The sequence below is a fragment of the Salinihabitans flavidus genome, from assembly GCF_900110425.1.
Lineage (GTDB): Bacteria > Pseudomonadota > Alphaproteobacteria > Rhodobacterales > Rhodobacteraceae > Salinihabitans > Salinihabitans flavidus.
The window spans coordinates 1-21598 of record NZ_FODS01000013.1; the positions used below are offsets into that span (position 1 = coordinate 1).

General features: G+C 65.2%; 21 protein-coding genes and 1 tRNA gene. 4 read left to right on the forward strand and 18 right to left on the reverse strand.

Annotated features, from left to right (window positions below; all coding sequences use genetic code 11):
- Positions 1 to 258: integrase core domain-containing protein (locus BMW66_RS11270; RefSeq protein WP_139196158.1), on the forward strand; the 258-nt coding region annotated here is incomplete at its 5' end.
- Positions 259 to 262: 4 nt separating this feature from the next.
- Here the strand turns inward: BMW66_RS11270 and BMW66_RS11275 are convergent.
- The 8 genes from BMW66_RS11275 to BMW66_RS11310 form a co-directional block, all read right to left on the reverse strand.
- The gene (locus BMW66_RS11275) at positions 263 to 1834 is read right to left on the reverse strand and encodes a type I restriction-modification system subunit M (RefSeq protein WP_217639305.1); all 1572 of its coding nucleotides are present in this window, start codon (positions 1832 to 1834) and stop codon (positions 263 to 265) included.
- Between the two features lie 156 nt (positions 1835 to 1990).
- The gene (locus BMW66_RS11280) at positions 1991 to 2269 is read right to left on the reverse strand and encodes a hypothetical protein (RefSeq protein ID WP_093118712.1); all 279 of its coding nucleotides are present in this window, start codon (positions 2267 to 2269) and stop codon (positions 1991 to 1993) included.
- Between the two features lie 230 nt (positions 2270 to 2499).
- A tRNA-Glu gene (locus tag BMW66_RS11285) sits at positions 2500 to 2574 on the reverse strand.
- Positions 2575 to 2676: 102 nt separating this feature from the next.
- Positions 2677 to 4419, reverse strand: coding sequence for a single-stranded-DNA-specific exonuclease RecJ (gene recJ / locus BMW66_RS11290; RefSeq protein ID WP_093118532.1), 1743 nt, complete (start codon positions 4417 to 4419; stop codon positions 2677 to 2679).
- Positions 4416 to 4979 (reverse strand): cysteine hydrolase family protein, encoded by a 564-nt coding sequence (locus BMW66_RS11295; RefSeq protein WP_093118534.1) that lies wholly within the window; start codon positions 4977 to 4979, stop codon positions 4416 to 4418. Before BMW66_RS11295 ends, recJ begins: the two co-directional genes overlap by 4 nt.
- Positions 4980 to 4984: 5 nt before the next feature.
- Positions 4985 to 5947 carry a class II fructose-bisphosphatase gene (glpX, locus tag BMW66_RS11300; RefSeq protein WP_245729459.1) on the reverse strand — a complete coding sequence of 321 codons (963 nt, stop codon included), beginning with the start codon at positions 5945 to 5947 and terminating at the stop codon, positions 4985 to 4987.
- 67 nt (positions 5948 to 6014) lie between these two features.
- Positions 6015 to 7301, reverse strand: coding sequence for a homoserine dehydrogenase (locus tag BMW66_RS11305; RefSeq protein ID WP_093118538.1), 1287 nt, complete (start codon positions 7299 to 7301; stop codon positions 6015 to 6017).
- A 140-nt stretch (positions 7302 to 7441) separates the two neighbouring features.
- Complete coding sequence (locus BMW66_RS11310; protein WP_093118540.1) at positions 7442 to 9754, reverse strand: cytochrome P450/oxidoreductase; 2313 nt, start codon at positions 9752 to 9754, stop codon at positions 7442 to 7444.
- Between the two features lie 159 nt (positions 9755 to 9913).
- Between BMW66_RS11310 and BMW66_RS11315 the strand changes: the two genes are divergently transcribed.
- A complete protein-coding gene (locus BMW66_RS11315; protein ID WP_093118714.1) occupies positions 9914 to 10591 on the forward strand; it encodes an IclR family transcriptional regulator in 678 nt (225 codons plus the stop codon).
- 177 nt (positions 10592 to 10768) lie between these two features.
- Here the strand turns inward: BMW66_RS11315 and BMW66_RS11320 are convergent, their stop codons facing one another.
- The 3 genes from BMW66_RS11320 to BMW66_RS11330 form a co-directional block, all read right to left on the reverse strand.
- Entirely contained in the window at positions 10769 to 11083 is a 315-nt protein-coding gene (locus tag BMW66_RS11320) for a 2Fe-2S iron-sulfur cluster-binding protein (protein ID WP_093118542.1), read from the reverse strand.
- Positions 11084 to 11184: 101 nt separating this feature from the next.
- On the reverse strand, positions 11185 to 12474 hold the full coding sequence (locus BMW66_RS11325; protein ID WP_093118544.1) for a type I glutamate--ammonia ligase: 1290 nt from the start codon (positions 12472 to 12474) through the stop codon (positions 11185 to 11187).
- A gap of 14 nt (positions 12475 to 12488) precedes the next feature.
- On the reverse strand, positions 12489 to 13748 hold the full coding sequence (locus tag BMW66_RS11330; protein ID WP_093118546.1) for a cytochrome P450: 1260 nt from the start codon (positions 13746 to 13748) through the stop codon (positions 12489 to 12491).
- A gap of 105 nt (positions 13749 to 13853) precedes the next feature.
- Here BMW66_RS11330 and BMW66_RS11335 point away from each other — a divergent pair, with 105 nt between their 5' ends.
- The gene (locus tag BMW66_RS11335; RefSeq protein ID WP_093118548.1) at positions 13854 to 14573 is read left to right on the forward strand and encodes a type 1 glutamine amidotransferase; all 720 of its coding nucleotides are present in this window, start codon (positions 13854 to 13856) and stop codon (positions 14571 to 14573) included.
- Between the two features lie 5 nt (positions 14574 to 14578).
- Here the strand turns inward: BMW66_RS11335 and BMW66_RS11340 are convergent, their stop codons facing one another.
- On the reverse strand, positions 14579 to 15229 hold the full coding sequence (locus tag BMW66_RS11340; RefSeq protein ID WP_093118550.1) for a GntR family transcriptional regulator: 651 nt from the start codon (positions 15227 to 15229) through the stop codon (positions 14579 to 14581).
- 381 nt (positions 15230 to 15610) lie between these two features.
- Here BMW66_RS11340 and BMW66_RS11345 point away from each other — a divergent pair, with 381 nt between their 5' ends.
- Positions 15611 to 16144 carry a PRC-barrel domain-containing protein gene (locus tag BMW66_RS11345; protein WP_093118552.1) on the forward strand — a complete coding sequence of 178 codons (534 nt, stop codon included), beginning with the start codon at positions 15611 to 15613 and terminating at the stop codon, positions 16142 to 16144.
- Positions 16145 to 16248: 104 nt separating this feature from the next.
- Here the strand turns inward: BMW66_RS11345 and BMW66_RS11350 are convergent, their stop codons facing one another.
- The 6 genes from BMW66_RS11350 to hpaE form a co-directional block, all read right to left on the reverse strand.
- Positions 16249 to 17025, reverse strand: coding sequence for an HpcH/HpaI aldolase family protein (locus BMW66_RS11350; RefSeq protein WP_093118554.1), 777 nt, complete (start codon positions 17023 to 17025; stop codon positions 16249 to 16251).
- 11 nt (positions 17026 to 17036) lie between these two features.
- The gene (gene hpaH / locus BMW66_RS11355) at positions 17037 to 17840 is read right to left on the reverse strand and encodes a 2-oxo-hept-4-ene-1,7-dioate hydratase (protein WP_093118556.1); all 804 of its coding nucleotides are present in this window, start codon (positions 17838 to 17840) and stop codon (positions 17037 to 17039) included.
- Positions 17837 to 18691 (reverse strand): fumarylacetoacetate hydrolase family protein, encoded by an 855-nt coding sequence (locus tag BMW66_RS11360; RefSeq protein WP_093118716.1) that lies wholly within the window; start codon positions 18689 to 18691, stop codon positions 17837 to 17839. The genes hpaH and BMW66_RS11360 overlap by 4 nt, the downstream gene beginning before the upstream one ends.
- Before the next feature lie 6 nt (positions 18692 to 18697).
- Positions 18698 to 19012: a cupin domain-containing protein gene (locus BMW66_RS11365; protein ID WP_093118558.1), complete on the reverse strand. Its 315-nt coding sequence runs from the start codon at positions 19010 to 19012 to the stop codon at positions 18698 to 18700.
- Positions 19013 to 19033: 21 nt separating this feature from the next.
- Positions 19034 to 20014, reverse strand: a complete 981-nt coding sequence (hpaD, locus tag BMW66_RS11370) for a 3,4-dihydroxyphenylacetate 2,3-dioxygenase (RefSeq protein WP_093118560.1) — start codon at positions 20012 to 20014, stop codon at positions 19034 to 19036.
- 69 nt (positions 20015 to 20083) lie between these two features.
- The gene (hpaE, locus tag BMW66_RS11375; RefSeq protein ID WP_093118562.1) at positions 20084 to 21595 is read right to left on the reverse strand and encodes a 5-carboxymethyl-2-hydroxymuconate semialdehyde dehydrogenase; all 1512 of its coding nucleotides are present in this window, start codon (positions 21593 to 21595) and stop codon (positions 20084 to 20086) included.
- Positions 21596 to 21598: the final 3 nt, after the last annotated feature.

Here is a 21598-nt window from a genome sequence, read left to right on the forward strand (position 1 = left end):
GGCAAAATAGAGCGATGGCATCAGACCATGAAGAATCGTGTTCTGCTGGAGAATTACTACCTGCCCGGTCATCTCGAGCGACAGATCGGGGACTTCGTCGACTACTACAATAACCAGCGCTACCACGAGAGCCTGAAAAACGTCACACCCGCTGACGTCTACTTTGGCCGGGACAAGGCCATTCTGAGAGAAAGGGAGAAGATCAAGAACCTGACGATCCGACAGCGCCGCTTGCAACATCAAAAACAAGCAGCATAATCAATCACACAACCGAACCAGAGCCTCCAATGTTCAAGCCGCTCTGATGTCCCATTTTATATGACGACGGACACACCGTCACCTTGAGAAATCCGAACTCGCGGTTCTCGAAGATGCGCGAGACGGTACGGGTTTCGGTCTCGCCCGTCTTCTGATCCATGACGACCTCGGCCGTCTCGCCGTCGCGATAGGCGCCATAGATGCGGGTAAGGTGTCGGATCTGGTCCTCGGTGATCTCGTTGCGCTTGTTGTTGAGGCTCTTCTTCATCCGCTCGAAGAACCGCGTCCCGTCGATCAGCTGTACCTTGCCGCGCCGCTCGGGCGCTTTGCGGTTGGTAACGAGCCAGACGTAGGTGAAGATACCGGTGTTGTAGAAAAGCTGGTCGGGGAGCGCGACGATGGCGTCGAGAAGGTCGTTCTCGATGATCCAGCGGCGGATGTTCGATGGCCCGGACCCGGCGTCGCCCGAGAAGAGCGGCGAGCCGTTGAACACGATGGCGATCTTTGACCCTTCGCCCCCGTCCTGGGGCGCCGGGTGCATCTTCGACATCATGTGCTGGAGGAACAGGAACGAGCCATCGTTGATCGCGGGCAGACCCGCGCCGAAGCGGCCGGAGAAGCCGTGCAGCGCATGCTCCGCTTCGACGACGGATTTCTGATCCTTCCACTCCACGCCGAAGGGCGGGTTCGCCAGCAGGTAGTGAAAACGCTCCCCTTCGAAGCCGTCGCGGGTCTTGCCATCGCCCAGCGTGTCGCCGAGGACGATGTTGCTGGTCTCCTCGTCCTTGATCAGCATGTCCGAGCAGCAGATCGCCCAAGACTCGTCGTTGTACTCCTGCCCGAAGAGCGCGAGATTGGCGCTCTCGTTCTGCGCGAGGATGAATTTTTCGGACTCTGATAGCATCCCGCCCGTGCCACAGGCGGGGTCATAGATGGTCCGGTATATGCCAGGCGTGTAGACGTCCTGCTCGCCGGTGTAGATCAAGTTCGCCATCAGCCGGATGACTTCGCGCGGGGTGAAGTGATCGCCGGCCTCCTCGTTGGCCTGCTCGTTGAAGCGCATCACCAGGTGTTCGAACAGGTAGCCCATCTGCAGGTTGTCGATACGATCCGGGTGCAGGTCGACGTCGGCCATCGCCTTCACGATGGTGAACAGCCGATTGCTGGCATCGAGCTTCTCGATCTGGTCGGTGAACTTGAACCGCTCGAAGATGCTGCGCGCCGTAGGCGAGAAGCCGTTGATGTAGGCGACGAGGTTGGGCGCGATGTTCTCGGCGTCGCCAAGTAGACGCCTGAACGTGAAGGGGCTGGTGTTATAGAGAGGATGCTGTCGGGCAGGATCAGCGGCGCGGCCAAGCAGCCGCTCCATCGCGCTCTCAGGCATGTTCTGCGCGGTGAGCTTGTCGTACTCCTTGAGCACAGCGTCTTTTGTCGGCTCAAGGACACTGTCGAGCCGACGCAGGACGACCATCGGCAACATGACGAGCCGATACTGGGGCGGACGATAGGGACCGCGCAGGCGGTTCGCGATTTCCCAGATGTGGTTTTTGAGCTGATCGTGAGCCTGCAGATTCATTCCGGGATTGACCTTACTTGCTTTTTCAATCCTCAGTTTATCGCGGGGCTTCGATGATCACCATGGATTTCTGTTGATATTCTAATGGCATCGGAGGTCGTATCCCCCAGCGTCAAAGAGAAACAGAGCGGGTGCGCGCGGTCAAGGCAGCTGAGCCTACCGGACCGGCCGCTGCTCCTTCCACTCGATCGGAAACGGCTCCAGCATCCTTGCCAGCGTGACCTCCGGCCCCTGCTTCCCGTCCAGGATCGCCTCGACGATGACAGGCGCGAGCAGTGTTAGGCGCAGAAAGCGGGTCATATAGGAGGGCGCGATCCCCTCGCGCTCGGCCAGTTCAGCGATTGTGGTGAACTCCCCGGATTCGAGCATCCGCTTCCATCGGAACGCGCGGGCCAGCGCCTTGACCGGCGTGTTGTCGGGCCTGCGCGGGTGCAAAAAATCACTTTTTGGGCTTTGCGCAAACGCCTTGCACCCCGCAGCTGCCCAAGAAAACAAAGCAAGCCTAAATCGGCGCTGGAAGGCAGACATGTGGTGACCGTAATACTGATAGGCTCTTGTGGTCGCCGCGGTATCCACGAACACATTCACTAATGGCATATATATAGGCAGCTAGAGCTTATTCCGATGTAAATTACACCATATTTTCAATTAATTATACGGATAAATGGTAGCCCGTAGGGGAATCGAACCCCTCTTTCCAGGTTGAAAACCTGGCGTCCTAACCGATAGACGAACGGGCCAGCGCCGTAGCGTGAGGCGGTATTTATTGAAAGCCCCCCGGTGGTGCAAGCGGAAATTCGGGCGATTCATGGTTTTTTTCCGAGGCGCGAAGCGGCCAGTTTTCACGCCTCCGCAGCGTCTTCGAGGCGGAGCTGAACCTGCTGGCGCCCGCCCCAGATATTGACCTCCAGCCGCCCGGCGAGATGAAAGCGTGCCCCGCCGTGGGCGATCAGGCGCGGCCCCAGAGCGGTGTCGAAGGCGCCGAAGGCGATGGCGTCGACGGTGGGGCCGGCCCCGTCGCCGAAGCGCAGTTTCAGATGGCTTTCGCCCACCTGCTTGGCAAAGCGGATCTCCACGTCCGCGAAGGCAAAGCGCGGCGCGGGCGCGCCCGCGCCAAAGGGACCGGCGGCGTCGATCTGTTCGACAAGCTCCACCGTGGCGGCGCCGGACATGAGTATCCCGTCGAGCTTCAGCTCCGCTGGCCCGATCTCTCCCGCGCCCTGTCTGGCGAGAAGCTCCGACAGCCGGTCCATCGCCTCCTCAAGCCTCTCGCGCGCCACAGTCAATCCGGCGGCCATCTTGTGCCCGCCGCCCTTGAGCAGAAGCCCCTCCGCCGCGAGCCGCTGAATGGAGGCGCCGAGGTCGATCCCCGAAACCGAGCGGCCCGAGCCCTTGCCCTCGCCGCCCTCCAGCCCGATGACGATGGCGGGGCGGTTGGTGGCCTCCTTCAACCGGCTGGCCACGATCCCTACAACGCCGGGATGCCAGCCTTCTCCGGCCGCCCAGACCAGCGGCGCATCGAAGCCGCGCTCTTCGGCCTGCGCCATGGCGGAGGCGCGCACCGCCGCCTCCACCTCGCGCCGTTCGGTGTTGAGCTGATCGAGGCGCTCGGCCAGCGCGCGCGCCTCCTGCTCGTCATCGGTGGCCAGAAGCCGCGCGCCCAGATCGGCCTTGCCGATGCGCCCCCCGGCATTGACGCGCGGGCCGAGCAGAAAACCAAGATGATGCGCGCTTGGCGCGGAATCCATCCGCGCCACATCCGACAACGCCACGATACCGGGGCGGTCGCGCCGGGCCATCACCTTCAGCCCCTGCCGCACCAGCGCCCGGTTCACGCCGATCAGGGGCGCGACATCGGCCACGGTGGCCAACGCCACCAGATCGAGCATCGCCATCAGGTCGGGGCCCCTGGCGCCCTCCTCCCGCATCATGCGGTTGACCTCCACCAGCATGAGGAACACCACAGCCGCCGCGCACAGATGCGCCAGCGCGCCATCCTCGTCCTGTCGGTTGGGGTTCACCACGGCGAGCGCATCGGGCAGCGTTTCGCCGCCGAGGTGGTGGTCGAGAATGACCACATCGGCGCCCTTGGCGGCGGCAATCGGACCATGCGAGAGCGTGCCGCAATCGACACAGACGATCAGATCGTGATCGCGCGCCAGCATCGCCATCGCCTCGTCGTTGGGGCCATAGCCTTCGTCGATCCGGTCGGGGATATAGAGCGTCGCCTCGCGCCCCATCTGCCGCAGCCATATCAGCAGAAGCGCCGCCGAGCTGCCGCCATCAACGTCGTAGTCGCCAAAGACCGCGATCCGCTGCCGCCCCTTGACCGCCGCAAGGAACCGCGTGGCGGCAATGTCCATGTCGCGCAAGCTGCGCGGGTCGGGCAGCAGATCGCGCAAGGACGGTTCAAGAAAAAGCGCGGCGGCCTGCGCGGTCACCCCGCGCCGGGCAAGCACCTGCGCCAGTGCGCCGGGCAGGCCGGTGTCCTGCTCCAGCGCCTCGGCGGCGCGCATGATCTCTGTCCCCGGGCCGGTCCAGCGGCGTCCGGTGAGCGAGGCGGAGACATTCAGAAAATCGCTCATAGGGGAGAGTCGATGATCTCTTGTGTGCTTCGGGCGGTGACGAATTCGCCGTGCAGGATACAGATTTCCATGTCGTGTATCTGCTGCGCCGTCAGCGGCGGCATCTCGGGCGCCCAGTCGTTGCTGGCGTGGGTGTCGAAGGCGGCGCAGGCGTCATGCGCAAGCCATACGTCAAACCCCAGGTTGGCCGCCATGCGCGCAGAGGTGGACACGCATTGCGGCGTGGACAGACCCGCGATCACGACGCCTTCGACGCCCCACTCGCGCAGGTGCGAGTCCAGCGGCGTGCCGATGAAGGCCGAATTGGTGGCTTTCTCGAACACCGTCTCGCCCTCCTGCGGCGCAACCTCGGGCTTGAAGGCGGTGCCGGGTTTGCCGAGATAGAGCGAGCTGGCGGGGTTCTTCGACAAGTGCCGGATATGCACCAGCGGCGCCCCGGTGCCGCGATACCGGGCCAGCAGGCGGGCGGCGTTCGCCTCTGCGCCGGGATTGTTGCGCGCGCCCAGCACGGGGTCGTCCATCCCCGTTTGGATATCGATCAGGAGGAGCGCGCGCCGCATGATCGTCAGACCGGGGTGCGGTAGGACATGCGCCGCACCGAGCCGGTTCTGGAGCGCATCAGGAGCGTGGTGGTCTCAAGCCAGCCGGGGCTGCGCTTGATCGCCGGCAGCAGGGAGCCGTCGGTCACGCCGGTGGCGGCAAAGATCACATCCTGCGTCACCATGTCCTCAAGGGCATAGACGCGGTCGAGATCGGTGATTCCGGCCTTGGCGGCGCGGGCCTTTTCGTCGTTGTTGCGGAATTGCAGGCGGCCATAGATCTGCCCGCCCATGCATTTGAGCGCGGCCGCGGCAAGCACGCCCTCGGGCGCGCCGCCGGATCCCATATACATGTCGATCCCGGTGATCCCGGCCTCGGCGCAGTGCATGACGCCGGCCACGTCGCCATCGGTGATCAGCCGGATCGCCGCACCGGTCTCGCGCACCTGCGCGATCATCGCGTCATGGCGGGGACGTTCGAGAATGCAAACGGTGATGTCGGAGGTGTCGCAGCCCCGCGCCTTGGCCAGCGCGCGCACCCGGTCCGCCGGTTCCATGTCGAGCGTGACGACACCGGGAGCATAACCCGGCCCGATCGCGAGCTTGTCCATGTAGACATCCGGCGCGTGCAGCATGGAGCCGCGCGGCCCCATCGCCACCACGGTCAGCGCGTTGGGCATGTCCTTGGCGGTCAGCGTCGTGCCTTCGAGCGGGTCGAGGGCAATGTCCACGCCGGGGCCGTTGCCGGTGCCCACCTCTTCGCCGATAAAGAGCATCGGGGCTTCGTCGCGTTCGCCTTCGCCGATGACCACGACGCCGGCGATGTCCAGCAGGTTGAGCTGATCGCGCATGGCGTTGACGGCAGCCTGATCCGCGGCCTTTTCATCGCCGCGCCCCACAAGGCGCGCCGAGGCCAGAGCGGCCTGTTCGGCGACGCGGGCAAGGCCGAGGGAAAGCATACGGTCCTGAAATTCGGCTTGGGTGGGCATCAATATGGTCCTTCGAGAGGTGGAATTATCCGGTGTTTAACGGGCGTGCGGCACCGGGGCAAGCGCGCTAGGCCGTCTCGATCCGCAGCGCCACCGGGTCGGAGGCCAGCACGCCGGTTTCCTGCATCGCGGCGATGGCGGCATCGAGCGCGCTGCGTTGGGTGCGGTGAGTGACGATCAGAACCGGCGCGGCGCTGGAATCGTGGCGGGTCTGGCGCATCCGGTCGATGCTGATCCCCGCCTCGCCCAGAACGGTGGCGATCTTGGCCAGCGCGCCGGGACGATCCAGAAGCGCCATGCGCAAGTAGAAGGGCGCTGGCGAGTTGGATTGCGCCACGCGCGCCTGCGTCAGTTCGCTGGCGGGCTGTCCGAAGGTCGGCACGCGGCAGCCGCGCGCCAGATCGCAGACATCGCCCATTACCGCGCTTGCGGTCGGGCCTTCCCCCGCACCGGGGCCGCGCAGCACGATCTGCTCCACCGCGTCGCCCTCGATCACGACCATGTTGGTGCCCCCCTTGAGCTGCCCCAGCGGGCTGCTTTTCGGAACAAGGCAGGGCGACATGCGCTGCTCCAGCCCGCGGCCGGTCATCTGCGCCACGCCGAGAAGCTTGATCCGGTAGCCCAGATCGCTCGCCTGCCGGATATCCTCGATGGAGATACGTTCGATCCCTTCCAGTTCCACCGCGTCGAAATCGACACGGGTTCCGAAGGCCACGGTCGACAGAAGCGCCAGCTTGTGGCCCGCGTCGATCCCGCCCACATCGAGCGTCGGATCGGCCTCGAGATAGCCCAGATCGCTCGCCTCCTGGAACACGGTTTCATAAGGCAGGCCCGAATCCTGCATCCGCGTCAGGATATAGTTGCAGGTGCCGTTCATCACGCCCATGACGCGGGTGATCTCATTGCCCGCAAGGCCTTCTGTCAGGGCCTTCATGATGGGGATGCCGCCAGCCACCGCGCCCTCGAACCGGATGGTGCGGCCCGCGGCCTCCGCCCGTTCGGCGAGAGCCTGCCCGCGATGGGCCAGAAGCGCCTTGTTCGCGGTCACGACATCCTTGCCCGCGTCGAGCGCGGCCTGCGTGGCCTCCAGCGCCGCGCCGTCATGCCCGCCCATCAGTTCCACGAAGACATCCACATCGTCGCGCCGCGCCAGCGCCACCGGATCGCCTTCCCAGTCGTATCCCGCCAGCGACACGCCCCGGTCCCTGTCCCGCGTGCGGGCCGACACGGCGGTGATCACCACAGGGCGCCCGGTGCGGTCCGCCAGAAGATTGGCCTTTTGCCGGATGATCTTGACGACGCCGACACCGACGGTGCCCAGTCCGGCAATGCCGAGGCGCAGGGGGGTGGTCATGGCGGTTTCCTTCGCTTGTCTGGACGCGGGAAGCAACGAGTTGCGCGTCCTCTAGCGGGTTCCGCGCCGCCTTGCAACGCAGGTGGCGCCGACAGATGCAGAGGCGCCCGACACAACGACCCGAACGAAGGCCCCCGAGGTCAGACCGCGAGCACGATCCGGCCGCCTTTCGCGCGCGAGGAGCAGGCCATCATGCGATCATTGGCGCCGCGTTCCGCGCGGCTGAGCACCTTGTCGCGGTGATCGACCTCGCCATCGAGCACGCCAACCTCGCAGGTGCCGCACAGCCCCTCGTTGCAGTCGCAGGGCACATCGACCCCGGCGGCGGTGAGCGCGTCGAGAAGCGTCTGGTCGTTGCGCACCGTCAGCGTGAGATCGGAATCGCGCAGCACCGCCTCGAAGCTGTGTTCCTTCTCGGGATCGAGCCCGCCCGCCCCGGTTGTGAAATGTTCGATGTGCAGCATGCCCTCGGGCCAGCCTTCGGCCATGTCCTCCAGAGCGTTCAACAGGCGCTCGGGACCACAGGCATAGACCTGCGCGCCGGGAGGCAAATCGGCGAGCGCGGCATCCAGATCGAGCCGCGTGCCCTCCTCCCCGACATGCAGCGACAAGGCCGCACCGTGATCTCGCATCGCCCGGCCCAGAAACGCCATACGACCGCGTATGGAACCGCAATAGTGCAGCACATACGGTGTGCCCGCCTCCTTCAGGCGGTCGGCCATCGCAAGGATCGGGGTGATGCCGATGCCGCCCGCGATCAGGATATGTTCGGCGGCCTCCTCATCAAGGCGGAAGTGGTTCTTCGGCCCCGCGATATGCAGCGTGTCACCGGGCTTCACATGCTCGTGGAAATACCGCGAGCCGCCCTTGCCCGCGTCCTCTCGCAGGATGCAGACGGTGTAATGGCCCGCGTCCGCGCGCTCGCCGCAAAGCGAATACTTGCGCCGGATGTCGCCCGAGACGAGGTCGATATGCGCACCCGGCGACCAGCGGGGCAAATCGCGGCCGCGCGGATCGGCCAGCGTGATGCGGCGCACGCCCTCCGCCTCCTCGCGCACGTCGGTGACGGTCATCTGCCGCAGGATGTCGTCCTTGCGCGGGGCGCCGATGGGGAACGATACGGTGCGGTCAAGGATCGCCGGATCGCGCCGCTCTGGGTTGTCCTGTGGGCTCCATTCGACCTCGAGGCTCTGCGGCCCGCGAAAGGAGGTGTTGGGCAGGTTGCGGAATGTCTGTCCCGGCACAAGGCGCATATGCGGCAGGCGGCGGGTGAATTCCTCAAGGAAAACACGCATTTCCATGCGGGCGATATTCTTGCCCATGCACTGATGCGCGCCATAGCCGAAGCTCATGTGTTCGGCCGCGTTGTCGCGGTAGATGTCCACTTCATCGGGGTTTTCCCAATGGCGACGGTCCTTGTTGGCACTGGCCTGCACGATCAGGAGCTTGCCGCCCTCGGGGATCTTCACGCCGCCCACCTCCGTGTCGTCGGTGGCAATACGGCGCCATGCGACGATGGAGCCGGCAACGCGCAGGCATTCCTCCACCGCCGAAGGGATGAGCGCGGGGTTGGCGACCAGATCCTCCCACGCGGGACGGTCGTTGAGCAGCGTCCAGAAGGCGTTGGACGTCGCGTTCGATGTCGTTTCATGCGCGGCGGCGAGAATCGCCATCATCATCGAGCGCAGGTAGCTTTCGGGCACGGCCTCGGGATGCTCATTGTGCATGCGAATGGTGTCATACATCCACCCCTCGCCCGTCGGATCGGCGCGCATGCGGTCAAGGATGTCGTTCGCCGTCTTCCAGAACCGGCCCACGTTTTCCGAGATTTCAAGCTGTTCCTCGGGTGTAGGGCGGCCCCATGTGTTGAGCGTGTGGGCCACGGCGAACTGGCGCAGTTCCTCCGCGCCCTCGTCGGGCACGCCCAGAAAATGCAGCGCCACGGTGAGCGGTATCTCATAGAAGATGTCGGACACCAGGTCGGCATGGCCCCGATCGATGAAGCGATCCATGTAGGAGCGGGTCAGGCGGCGGACCATCGGCTCGTGCTTGGCCAGCTTGTCGGGCAGGAAGGCGTCCATCAGCAGGCGGCGGCGCTCCATGTGCTGGGGCTCGTCCTCGTTGACCATGGTGCGCTGCATGTTGAAATCGTATTTCTTCAGGATCTCGAGGGCTTCCGGCGGCGCGGGGGTGATCTTTTCCAACGCGATGGAGGGCGAGAAAAGGATATTGTCGCGAAAGACCGCCTTCACATCCTCATAGCGGGTGACCACCCAATAGCCCAGTTCGGGGCTGTAAAAAACCGGCTCCTGCTCTCGCGCCCAGCGAAGGGCATCGCCCGGATCGACCTGATAGTCGCCCTTGAACGGATCGAAGGCGGCGGCGCGGGCGGAGATCGGGCAGCCGGTGGGCGAGAGGCCGTGATCGGCGGGGCAGGCACCCTGATCTGTCATGGAGAGATCCCTTTCGTGTCGCTTATCGCTCATTATGTGCTAATAACGCTCAATATCGCCTTGTACCCCATCCGGTCAAGCCTGTTGTGGGGACGGGGGCGCGGAGGGTAGGAAGGATCGGCGCGAGGATAAAGCGCCGGAATGGAGCAAGGGAAAACGATGAGTACGCTCAAGACGCTGGACCGTGGCCTCAAGGCGCTCTGGATCATCGGGAAATCGCCCGGTGGGCTTTCGGCGGTGCAGCTTGCGCAGGCGCTCGACGTGGATCGCGCGATCGCCTATCGCATTGTTTCCACACTGGAATCTCATCGCCTCGTGGCGCGGCGGGGGGATGGGCGGCTGGTGCTGGGGGCGGCGGTGCTGGAGCTTGACGCCCGGTTTCAGCCGCAGTTCCGGCAGGAGGCCGAACCGCTGCTGGCGCGGCTGGCGGAGGCGACGCGGGCGACGGCCTTCATCTCGGTGGCCGAGGGCGACGATTGCACCGCCATCGTGGTATCAGAACCCGACAACGTGCTGCTGCGGGTGGGCTATCGCGTGGGCAGCACGCACCCGCTGAACAAGGGGGCGGCGGGGCTGGCGATACTGGCCGGGCGTGCCGAATCCGCGGGCGATTCCAACGAGATACGCGAGGCGCGGGCGCAGGGGTACGCGGTGACACGCGGCATCCTGCAACCCGGTGCCATCGGCGTGGCCAGCCCGATCCTGAGCGGTCACGCGGCCAGCGGCGCGATGGAGGCGAGCGTGGGCGTGGTGGCGATGGAAGATCTCGACGTGGCACTGGCCGCGCGGCAGGTCGCAAGCTGCGCCAAGGCGCTGGCGGCGCTGCTGGATCGTTAAGATCCGTCAAATTCAGTTTAACACGCTGAAATCGCTGAAAAACGGCATTCGGTAAAACGTCGGTATTACGTCGGTATCGCGTCGGTATCGGTTTGCGGCGGGCCGGGGTTTAACGCCGCGCGCGTTGCCTAAACGCGCCGAGCAACGCACATGGCGGCATCGGCCCCGGACGCCGGGTCAGGGCTGCGGGACGATGAGCACCAGCCCGTCGAGATCATCCGACGCCTCGATCTGGCACGACAGGCGGCTTTCGGGGCGGCGTTCGGCCTCCGCCACGTCGAGCATGGCATCCTCGAAGTCTTCAGCGTCTCCGGTCCGGTCGGTCCAGCCGGCGTCGACATAGACATGGCAGGTCGCGCAGCTCAGGTTGCCGCCGCATTCGCCGATCACGCCCGGCACATTGTTGGCGACCGCGGCCTCCATCATGTTGGTGCCGGTTTGCACATCGGCGGTGATCTGCGCGCCGTCGGGCAGGTTCCAGGTGACTTTCATGGCGGGTCTCCGATGATCTGACGTTGCGCCGGGGGCGCCTGCGGGACGCCTCCGGCGGGGAGGTATTTGGGCCGAAAAGACGCACGGGGCGCGCGCCGGCCTCAGATGTAATGAACGTAGAAATCGCGCAGGCTCTCTCCCGAGAGGGCGGCGGTTTTCTCGGCCTCCTGCTGTTTCATGAAGATGTGGTTGTCCACCAGCGTCCGGCCCACCGCGTCGCCGAGCGCGGTATCGGCCTCCAGATCGGCCACGGCCCCGGCGAGGCTGTCGGCGGTGCCTTCGGTGGCATCCGTCGTCTCGAAGCCGTCGCCGGTTTCGGCGGGCGGCAGGTCATAGCCGTTCTCAACCCCGAGCCGCGCGGCGTGCAGGATCGCGGCCACGGACGTATAGGGGTTGGCGGCGGCGTCGGCCGTGCGATGTTCCAGCCGCGCCTTGGCGCCGCCTTCGGAGCTGAGCCGCGTGGTAACGTTGCGATGATCGCCGCCCCAGTTCCTCCAGTAGCCCGAGAGCGTGCCCGGTTGCAGCCGCTCATAGGAATTGGCGCTCGGCGCAATGAGCCCGGCGAGCCCCTTGTGGTGGTGAACCAGACCGGCAATGCAGCCGCGCGTGAGATCGTTGGCCGTCTCGGGGCTGTTGTGCTCCCCCGATGAGAGCGCGTTGCCGCCCCCGGTGTCGAGAAACGAGAAATTCACATGCAGCCCGGAGCCGCCCCGGTCGGTCAGCGGCTTGGGCAGGAAGCTCAGCACGATGCCATGATCGAGCGCGATCTCGCGCGCCATCAGCCGGAACAGAACGATGTCGTCCACCGCCTTCACCGCGTCGTCGAAGGTGAGCGTGTATTCGAATTGCGGCGCGTCGTATTCGGCCGTGATCATGTCGAGCCGGAAACCCAGATCTTCCGCCGCCTCCCAGATCGCATCGTTGAAGCCGAGCGGATCGGTGCCGGGGCCGGTGCCATAGACCACGCCACCGGGCGCGTCATAGGGCACGAGCTGCCCCTCGGCGTCGCGTTGCAGGGCGAAGGCTTCAAGTTCGATCCCGATCTTGGGGGTGAGGCCCTTGTCCTCCCACGCGGCGACGGCGCGTTTCAACGCCCCGCGCGGGCACATCGGAAGCGGCGCGCCCTCGGTGTCATAAAGATCGCCCAGAACGATCTTCGTCGCGCCGTGCCAGCTGTCGCGGATGTCGTCGTGGCGCCAGCGCAGTTCCATGTCCGGCAACCCCTCCATCATCATGGCGCCGGGGGCGGGCAGCAGATCCTTGTCGTAATGCACCCCGAAGGTGGAGCGGCAAAAGCGGGTGGCGGCATCCCCGATCTTGGCGGCGGGCAGGTATTTGCCGCGCATGATCGAGAGGTGGTCGCAGAAAAGCGCACGCAGGCGGTCGGACATGAAACGAAGGCTCCCTATTGCAGTTTGACCCGGACGGGCAGTTCCTTGATGCCGCCCACGAAGTTGGAGCGAAGGAATTTATGCTCTCCCGCAGGTTCCACGGATTTGATGCGTTTGCAAAGCTCCTGAAACAGAACGCGCACTTCGAGGCGGGCGAGCCACATGCCGAGGCAGACATGCGGGCCCGATTGTCCGAAGGACAGGTGCTTGTTGGGGCTGCGGAAAAGATTGACGCGGAAGGGATCGTCGAACGCCTCTTCGTCGCGGTTGGCCGAGGCGAACCAGAACAGCACCTTGTCGCCCTCGCGCATGGTCTTGCCGTGCGCCTCGAAATCGCGGGTCACGGTGCGGCGGAAATAGGTCGCCGGCGTGGTCCAGCGGATGATCTCGTCGGGGGCGGTGTCCCAGATGGCGCCGCCCTCCTGCATCTGGCCGAGAAGTTCGGGCTGGTGGCACATGGCCTGAATGCCCGCTGCGATGGAATAGCGGGTGGTGTCGTTGCCCGCCGCCACCAGAAGGCAGAAGAAGTTGCGGAATTCCTCTTCGGTGATGACCGAGCCGTCCTTGCCCGGTTGCAGGATGAGATGCAGCACGCCGGAGGTGTCGCCCGCGGCCTCCTTGCGGGCCATCAGATCCTTTGCGTAGGTGTAAAGCTCCGCTCCCGCCGGGGAGTTGAAGGGCATCATCCGAAACTCGTCCGTGGTCATCCGGTCGAGCACATGGTCGGTGAAATCGGGGTCCGTATTGGCGATGAGCGCGTCGCCCTTTTCCACCAGCCATGGCAGATCCTCGTCGGGCAGGCCGAGGATGCGGCCCAGCATCCGCATCGGCAACTGGCGCGCGATCAGCTTCGTGGCGTCGAATTCCCCGTGCTGGAGGGCGGTGTCGAGGATCTCGTCGCAGAGGGTGCGGATATCCTCTTCAAATTTGGCAATGACGGGTTTGGAGAACGCCTTGGCGACCTTGATCCGGGTCATCATGTGTTCGGGCGGGTCGGTTTCCTGAAACGTGCGGCGGGCGAGATATTCCTCGTAGGTCTGATCCTCCATCCGGATGCCGCGCGCCGAGGAGAAGACCGCGAAATTTCGGTTCATCTCGGTGATGTCGGCGTGCCGGGTGATCGACCAGAAGCCCTCTCCGCCGTCCCACTCCGTCCAGTGGACGGGGTCATCGCGGCGCAGGCGGGCGAAGGTGTTGTGCGGCGCGCCCCGCGCGAAGGTGTCGTGGCTGGTCAGATCGGCGAAGCCGTCATCCGTTGGCGTCCAGACGGTCATGAGCCATCCCTTCTGCGGTCTTGATCGTTGCTTTGTTATGTATATATAGGGGGATTATAAATATGCAATCATAAACTGCCCCAGGGGCCGGAAAGCGGACGCCGCATGAAACTTGCCATTCTCGTGACCAATACCGACGACAGCGAATTCGCCCGGACGCATGCCGATGACGGGGAGAAGTTCACCGCCCTTGTGCAGGAGCGGCGCCCCGACTGGCAGACAGAGGTGTTCTGGGTGCGGGACGGCGACTTTCCCGAGGATTTCAGCACCTTCGACGGGGCGATGATCACCGGAAGCCCGGCCTCCGTGCGCGGGGACGAGGCGTGGATCGGGCGGCTTCTGGACATGATCCGGCAGATGGACGCCGCGCGCTTTCCAGTCTTCGGGGCGTGTTTCGGCCATCAGGCGGTGGCGATGGCGCTTGGCGGCGAGGTGGGCGACAACCCCGGCGGCTGGGTGCATGGGTATGTGGAGGTGACGCGGGCGGCGCCGCTGCCCTGGGCGGAGGTGCCCGAAAGGATGGGGCTTTACGCCTCTCACAGCGAACAGGTGCTGCGCGCGCCGGAGCGGGCGCAGATCGTGGCCCGGGGGCCGGGCTGCGGCGTTGGGGGATTCGTGATCGGCGATCACATCTTCACCACGCAATACCACCCGGAAATGAGCGATGCCTTCATCGCGGATCTGGTGGAGCATACCGCCGGCTACGTGGGTCCGGAAGTGACGGCGCGGGCGCGCGAATCGCTGAAGAACCGTGCCGACCGGGAGGTGATCGCGGAGATCATCGCGCGGTTCTTCGAATGGTCGGTGGCGCGGCGGGAGGCCTGAGACGCTCAGCCCAGCGCGGCAAGCAGGTCCATCGCGGTGATCTGGTCGAACTGCACATGGCGGGCCATGCGGCGTTCGGCGGCCGCAGCATCGCGGGCGCTGATCAGCCGGGCGATCTCGCGGTGCTCATGCGCGGAATCGGCCACCGCACCGACGTATTTGTAGCGCGCGCGGTAGTAGGCCATGAGCTTGCGCGCGTTGGTCTTGATCATTTCCAGCAGGAAGGGGTTGCCCGCGGCCTGCGCCACCACCTCGTGAAAACGCATGTTGAGCTGATAATAGGCGTCCGGCTCCGCGTCGCCCTTCGTGCCGGCGTGGTTCTCGCAGTCGGCGACGATCCGCTCCAGCGCCGCGGCGCTGCGCCCCGACAGGCGGCGCGCGGCAAGGCCGGCGGCCTGACCTTCGAGCTTGGCATGCACTTCGAGGATGGCGAGAAATTCCTCCAGCGTGGGTTTGAACACCGTCGCCCCCTTGCGCGGCTGGCGGGTGATGAGCCCGGCGGTTTCCAGCCGGATCATCGCCTCGCGCATGGGTGTGCGCGACACGCCCAGCCGCCGCTCCAGCGCGGGTTCGTCGATCCCGTCGCCGGGATTGAGCGCGCCGGATTCGATGTCATCGAGGATCGCGGCGATGATGGTATCGGTCTGGCCTGCCATGCGGGCGTTAAACCCCAGAGCGGACGGCAATGTCCAGTGGAAGGGGTCGGCGCGTCCTCTCGGCAATCTGTTGCGTATGGTGGGCAATTTGATGCCGAACGGTATTGACTTGCGTTTTCGGAATCGTTTCGAAGCATGATCAGCCCGCGCGGCTCAATATATCAAGGTGTTTTCAGATTGGCAGGTTATGCCGATCCATTGCCTTTGCGGAGGTGCGCCCGGATAAGGTTCAATTCCAGTTGGCAAGGGAATGCCGACGGAATTGCCAACTCCCGGCACATTTCCAATATCAAGGGTGTGAACAAAATTCCATTTCCGGAGTTATGACAAATAGCGAACCCCGGTTTTCATTCGCTATTCAAAACGGAAAGGAGACTGAAAATGATACGTCACAGCATTCTTGGGTCAATCGTCGTATTTCCCCTTCTTCTGGGCGCGGCCTCTGCGCAGGACGCGCTGGTCACCGAGCAGGGCGCCAACGAATTGCGCGGCGAATGGGTCATCGGCGCGAGGATCACATCGCCCGATGGCGAAACAATCGGCAATATCGAGGATATCATTCTCGATCAGGAAGAGGGCAACGTGACCGCGGCGGTCGTCTCTGTCGGCGGGTTCCTCGGGATCGGGGCGAAGGCGGTCGCGATCGACTGGTCCGAATTGCAGATCGACTGGGACGCCAATGAGGTCGTGGTCGATCTGACGCGCGCAGAAGCGGAGGAGGCGCCGGAATACAGCTTCCGCAGCCGCGATTACAGACCCGCCGAAGATCCGTCCGCAGCGGGGACCGGCACGGGAACCGGCACGACGGGCACCACGGGCATGACCGGAACCGGCACCACGGGCACGACGGGAACCGGAACCACCGACACGAACGGAACCGGGACCGTTGGCACCGACGAGACGATGTCCGAGTGACGACGGGCGAGACTGTGCGTCAGGGCCACATGCCCGTCCGTTGCTGACTGCCGCGCGGGGGTTCACCCGCGCGGCAGGTGGCGACTGGAGTGGGCTGTTTGGTGTCAGTCCACCAGCGCACGCGCCTGCGCCGCGAGCGCCCTTGCCGCCTTGGCAAGAAGCGTGACATCGATGCCCACGGCGACAAACACCGCGCCATATCCGAGCGCCTCTTGCGCGCCTTGCAGGTCCATCATCAGAATGCCGGGGGCCTTGCCCGCCTCCCGGATCCGGGCGATGCCACCCGCGATGGCCGCTTTCACGTCAGGATGGGCGGCGTTGCCGAGGTGGCCCATGTCGGCGGAAAGATCGGCGGGGCCGATGAAGACGCCGTCCACCCCGTCGACCGCAGCGATTTCCTCTATATTGTCCATCCCCTTGCGGGTTTCGACCTGCACCAGCATGCAGACCTCGTCGTTGGCCGTGGCGAGGTAATCGGGGATCTGCGCGAACCGCGAGGCGCGGGCGGCGGAGGAGCCGACGCCGCGCACGCCCTGCGGCGGGTAGCGGCAGGCGCGGGCCATCGCGCCGGCCTCCGCCGCCGTTTCCACCAGCGGCACGAGCACCGTCTGCGCGCCCGCGTCGAACACCTGTTTGACCATCCATGTCTCGCCCACGGGAATGCGCACGACCGGGTGGCTTTCGCTGCGTTCCAGCGCCATGAGCTGATCGCGGATCGAGCGCAGGTCATTGGGCCCGTGCTCGCCGTCGATGACCAGCCAGTCGAAGCCGCAGGTGCCCATGATCTCGGCGCTGGCGGCCTCTCCCATGCTCAACCAGCAGCCGATCTGCGGGGTCTGTGCGGCCAGCGCGGCCTTGAAGGGGTTGCTTGGGGCGGGCATGGCGGGATCTCCTAGTCGTCGAAATGGCAAGAGGCAGAGCCGAACGGGCCGAAATCGGCATGGATGTGGCTGCCCGGCGGGCATTCCACCGGACGGATGAACGAGCCCGACAGGATGATCTGCCCGGCCTCGATCACCTGCCCATAGGTGTGCATCCGCCGGGCGAGCCAGACGACGCTTTCCACCGGATCGTTCAGCACCCCGGCGCCAAGGCCGGTTTCCTCCACCGTGTCGTTGCGGGTCACGATGGCGCCGGTCCAGCGCAGATCGCGGGCCTCCGGGGCGTGGCGCGCCTCCCCCAGCACCAGCGCGGCATTGGCGGCGTTGTCGGAAATCGTGTCGTGCACGCGGCGCGGCTGGCCGGTGTCGGGATCGGCGCGCAGGATGCGGGTGTCGAGAATCTCAAGGCTGGGGGCGACGTAATCGGTGGCAGCCAGCACACCGGCGCGGCTCACACTCTCGCCCGCCAGCGGGGCCTTCATGACAAAGGCGATCTCCGCCTCGATCCGCGGCTGGATGAAGCGGTCAGCGGGGATATGCGCGTCATTGGCCAGCAGCATGTCATCGAAAAGCACACCGCTGTCGGGGATGTCGATGCCGAGGGCCGATTGCATCGCCTTCGAGGTCAGCCCGATCTTCCAGCCGATCACGCGCCGCCCCGCCGCCAGCTTGGCCGCCATCAGGGCCGATTGAATGGCATAGGCGTCGCCCAGTGTCATCTCCGGGTGGCGCAGCGACAGAAGGCCGATCTGCGTGCCGGTCTTTTCGGCGTTCAGCAGCTCTGCGGCGGCGCTTGCGTGGTCCTCGGGCCTCATGCCTCATCCTCGACCGTGTTGCGCAGGGTGCCGATGCCCCCGACCTCCACCTCCACCACGTCGCCGGGAACGAGATAGCGGGGCGGGTCGAACCGCGCGCCCGCGCCGGTGGGGGTGCCGGTGATGATGATGTCGCCGGGCACCAGCGTGGTGAAGGTGGAGATATAGGCGATCTCTTCGCGGATGGGGAACATCATGCGCGACAGGGTGTCGTCCTGCCGGACCTCGCCGTTCACGCGGGTGACGATGCGCGCGTCGTCAAGCTGCGCGGCGTCGGTGAAGGGGATGAGCCACGGGCCGATGGCGCCGGAGTTGTCCCAGTTCTTGCCCTGCGTGACATTGAACTTCGCGTGCCGCACCCAGTCGCGGATCGTGCCCTCGTTGGCCAGCGTGATCGCCGCGATATGGTCATAGGCGTCCGCGGCCGCAATGCGCCGCCCCCCCTTGCCGATGACAATCGCCACCTCGCCCTCATAGTCGAGGGTGTGGTTTTCCGGCGGGCGGATCAGCGGGCGGTCATGGCCGGTGAAGCTGCGCGCAAAACGCGGGAAAAGCGACATGTATTGCGGCTGCGTGGTGCCGTCCTTGTATTCGGCATTGCGGTCGGGAAAGTTGACGCCGACGCAGAGGATCTTTTCGGGGTCGGGCACCGGGATCTCATAGGTGAAATCGCGGTGCGTGGGCGCGCGCCCCTCTGCCGCGCGGGCGAGATCGGGCAGGCCGCCGGCGGCGATCACATCGCGCAGGCTGGCCCATTGCGGGAAGACGGGCGAGAGCGCGACAAACCCGCCGTCATCGCCGACCGCACCGTAAAGCTGCCCGTCCGGGGTGCTGACCGTGGCAAAACGCATCATGGCTCAGCCCTTTCTGTCCAGAAGCTCGACCTCGATGAAGGCGCAGGGGAAATCATTGCCGCTGATCACGTCATGCTCCACGCCAAGGGGGCGGTAATAAGGCTCCCCGGTGCGCAGCTCGGCAGTGGTGTGCTCTCCGCCCGGCAGGTCGATCTCCAGCACGCCGTCGAACTGCGGCACCACGACGTAATCGTGTTCATGGCGGTGCCAGCCGGTGCGGTCGCCCTTCCGCGCGAAGGACCAGCGGGTGACGCGCACCCGGTCGTTTTCGATCAGAACGGTGCCGGTCGCGGTGGTGTCGGAGGTGTTGGAGCACATGGGCGTTGTCCTTCGGTCTGGTCAGGGGGCGATGATCGGTTGCGCCTTGAGCGCGGAGTCCTGCGGCGCGGCGCCTTCGAAAAGCGATCCTTCCTCGAACCAGCTGCGCGGGGCGGGCGCGCCCCAGAGGGTCTGGCGCTGCGGGTCCTTCAGATCCCATCTGATCGCCTCAAGGTCGGGATCGACGGTCTGGTAGTCGGAGCAATAAATCTCGATCCGGTGGCCATCGGGATCGCGGACATAGAGGAAGAAGGCGTTGGAGATGCCGTGGCGTCCGGGGCCGCGTTCGATATTGGCGACATAGCCGGTGGTGGCCATCAGATCCAGCAGGTCGATGATGTTGAGCGGTGTCGGCACCCAGAAGGCGGTGTGATGCAGGCGCGGGCCCAGCCCGTTGGTGAAGGCCACGTCATGCACGCCGCCCTTGCGGTGCATCCACGCCGCCCAGACGCGGCCCGTCTCCGCGTCCTCGGTGTATTCGGTGACGCGGAACCCCATGTCGTTGTAGAAGGCAACAGAGGCGTCCACATCGGCCGAGAACATGTTGAAATGGTCGATGCGCAGCGGTTTGACCCCGCGATAGAGCTTGTATTGCTGATGGATCGGCGGCAGGCGGTCCATTTTCACGTAGAATTCCAGCGGAATGCCCCAGGGATCGCGGGTGCGCAGGGTGCGGCCCATGTGCGGGCGCTCCACCCATTCGGCGGGCAGGCCGCGCGCCCGGAAGAAGGCCTCAGCCTTGTCGAGATCGGGCTCGTCAAAAAGCTTGAAGCCAAGCACGCCGACATCGGCGGTGCCCGCCTGTTCCAGAACGATGCAATGATGCCCGCGCTCTTCCATCGCGCGCAGGTGGATTTCGCTGTCGTTCTCTTCAGTCACCTGAAGGCCGAGCGTGTCGACATAGAACGCGCGCGAGGCGGCCAGATCGGTGACGCGATAGGTCACATGGCTCAGCCGCACGATATTGAACGGCGGATAGAGATTCGGGGCGGGGACGGGCATTGGCGGATTCTCCTGATGCGTTGCAAAAGACGTGGCGCGCGTTTCCGGGTCAAGTCACTTGATCGGCGGTCAGGCCCCGAGCCGGGCAATCGCGTGATCGCCGAACGCAAGGCCGATGTGTTTCTGCTCCATGTAAAACTCGAATGACCAGTCGCCCCCGTCCCGGCCGATGCCGGAGGCCTTCATCCCGCCGAAGGGCGTGGGAAGGTGGCGCACGTTTTCCGAGTTCACCCAGATCATGCCGGCCTCCAGCTTGTCGGTAAAGCGCAGCGCGCGCTTGAGGTCGTTGGTCCAGACATAGCCGGTCAGACCGTATTGCGTGCCGTTGGCGATCTCCAGCGCCTCTTCCTCGCTCCCGAAGCGGATGGAGGTCAGGACCGGGCCGAAAATCTCTTCCTGCGCGATGGCCATGTCGTTGGTGGCATGGGTAAAGAGCGTGGGGCGCACGAACCAGCCGGTGTCCCCCTCGCGCGCGCCGCCGGCGGCGATGGTCGCCCCGTCACTGCGCGCGGTGTCGAAATAACCCGTCACCTTGTCGAAATGCACCTTGTGGATGAGCGGGCCGATCTCCGTCGCCGGGTCGAGCGGGTGGCCGACCCTGATGTTGTTCACCCGCTGGATCAGCTTCGCCTCGAACTCATCGGCAATCGTGTCCTGCACCAGAAGCCGCGAGGAGGAGGTGCAGCGTTCCCCGTTCAGCGAATAGATCATGAAGATCGCGGCATCGAGCGCGCGGTCCAGATCGGCATCGTCGAACACCACGACAGGGTTCTTGCCGCCCAGTTCGAAATGCACCCGCTTGAGCGTATCGGCCCCCTGTTTCATAATCATGGAGCCGGTTTTCGATTCCCCGACAAAGGCGATGGCGCGGATCTTCGGGTGTTCGGTCAGCGCCCTGCCCGCCTCTTCGCCAAATCCGTTGACGAGGTTCCAGACCCCGTCCGGCAGCCCCGCCTCATGCGCGATTTCGGCAAGGATGCGGGCGGTCAGCGGCGAAAATTCTGCCGGCTTGTGCACCACCGTGCAGCCCGCCGCCAACGCCGGGGCGATCTTCCATGTGCTGAGCATGAAGGGCGTGTTCCACGGCGTGATCACCCCCACCGGGCCAAGGGGCACGCGGGTGGTGACATTCATCAACGTGGGAGAGCGCAACTGCTGCCCGTCGCGGGCCGAGGCCACCTTGTCGGCAAAAAAGCGGAAATTCTCCGCCCCGCGCAGCGCCGCCTTCGACATGAAGCGCAGCGCCTGCCCGGTGTCCCAGCATTCGCAAAGCGCAATCTCCTCGGTTCGCGCCTCGATGCCTTCGGCAATGCGGATGAGAACGGCCTTGCGCTCTGCCGCGGGCATGTCGCGCCATGCGGGAAAGGCATCCGACGCGGCGCCCGCGGCGGCGTCGATGTCGGCGGCGGTGCCCCGCGCGACGGTACAGATCAGGCTTTCGTCCACGGGCGATGTGGTCTCGAACGTCGCGCCCCCGGCAGCGGGACGGCTTTGCCCGCCGATGAGGTTGTCAATGCCGCCTTCGGAAAAGCGGGCAAGATGGCCGTTGAGCTTTGCGAGATTGGTTTGCAGGTCGGTCATGGG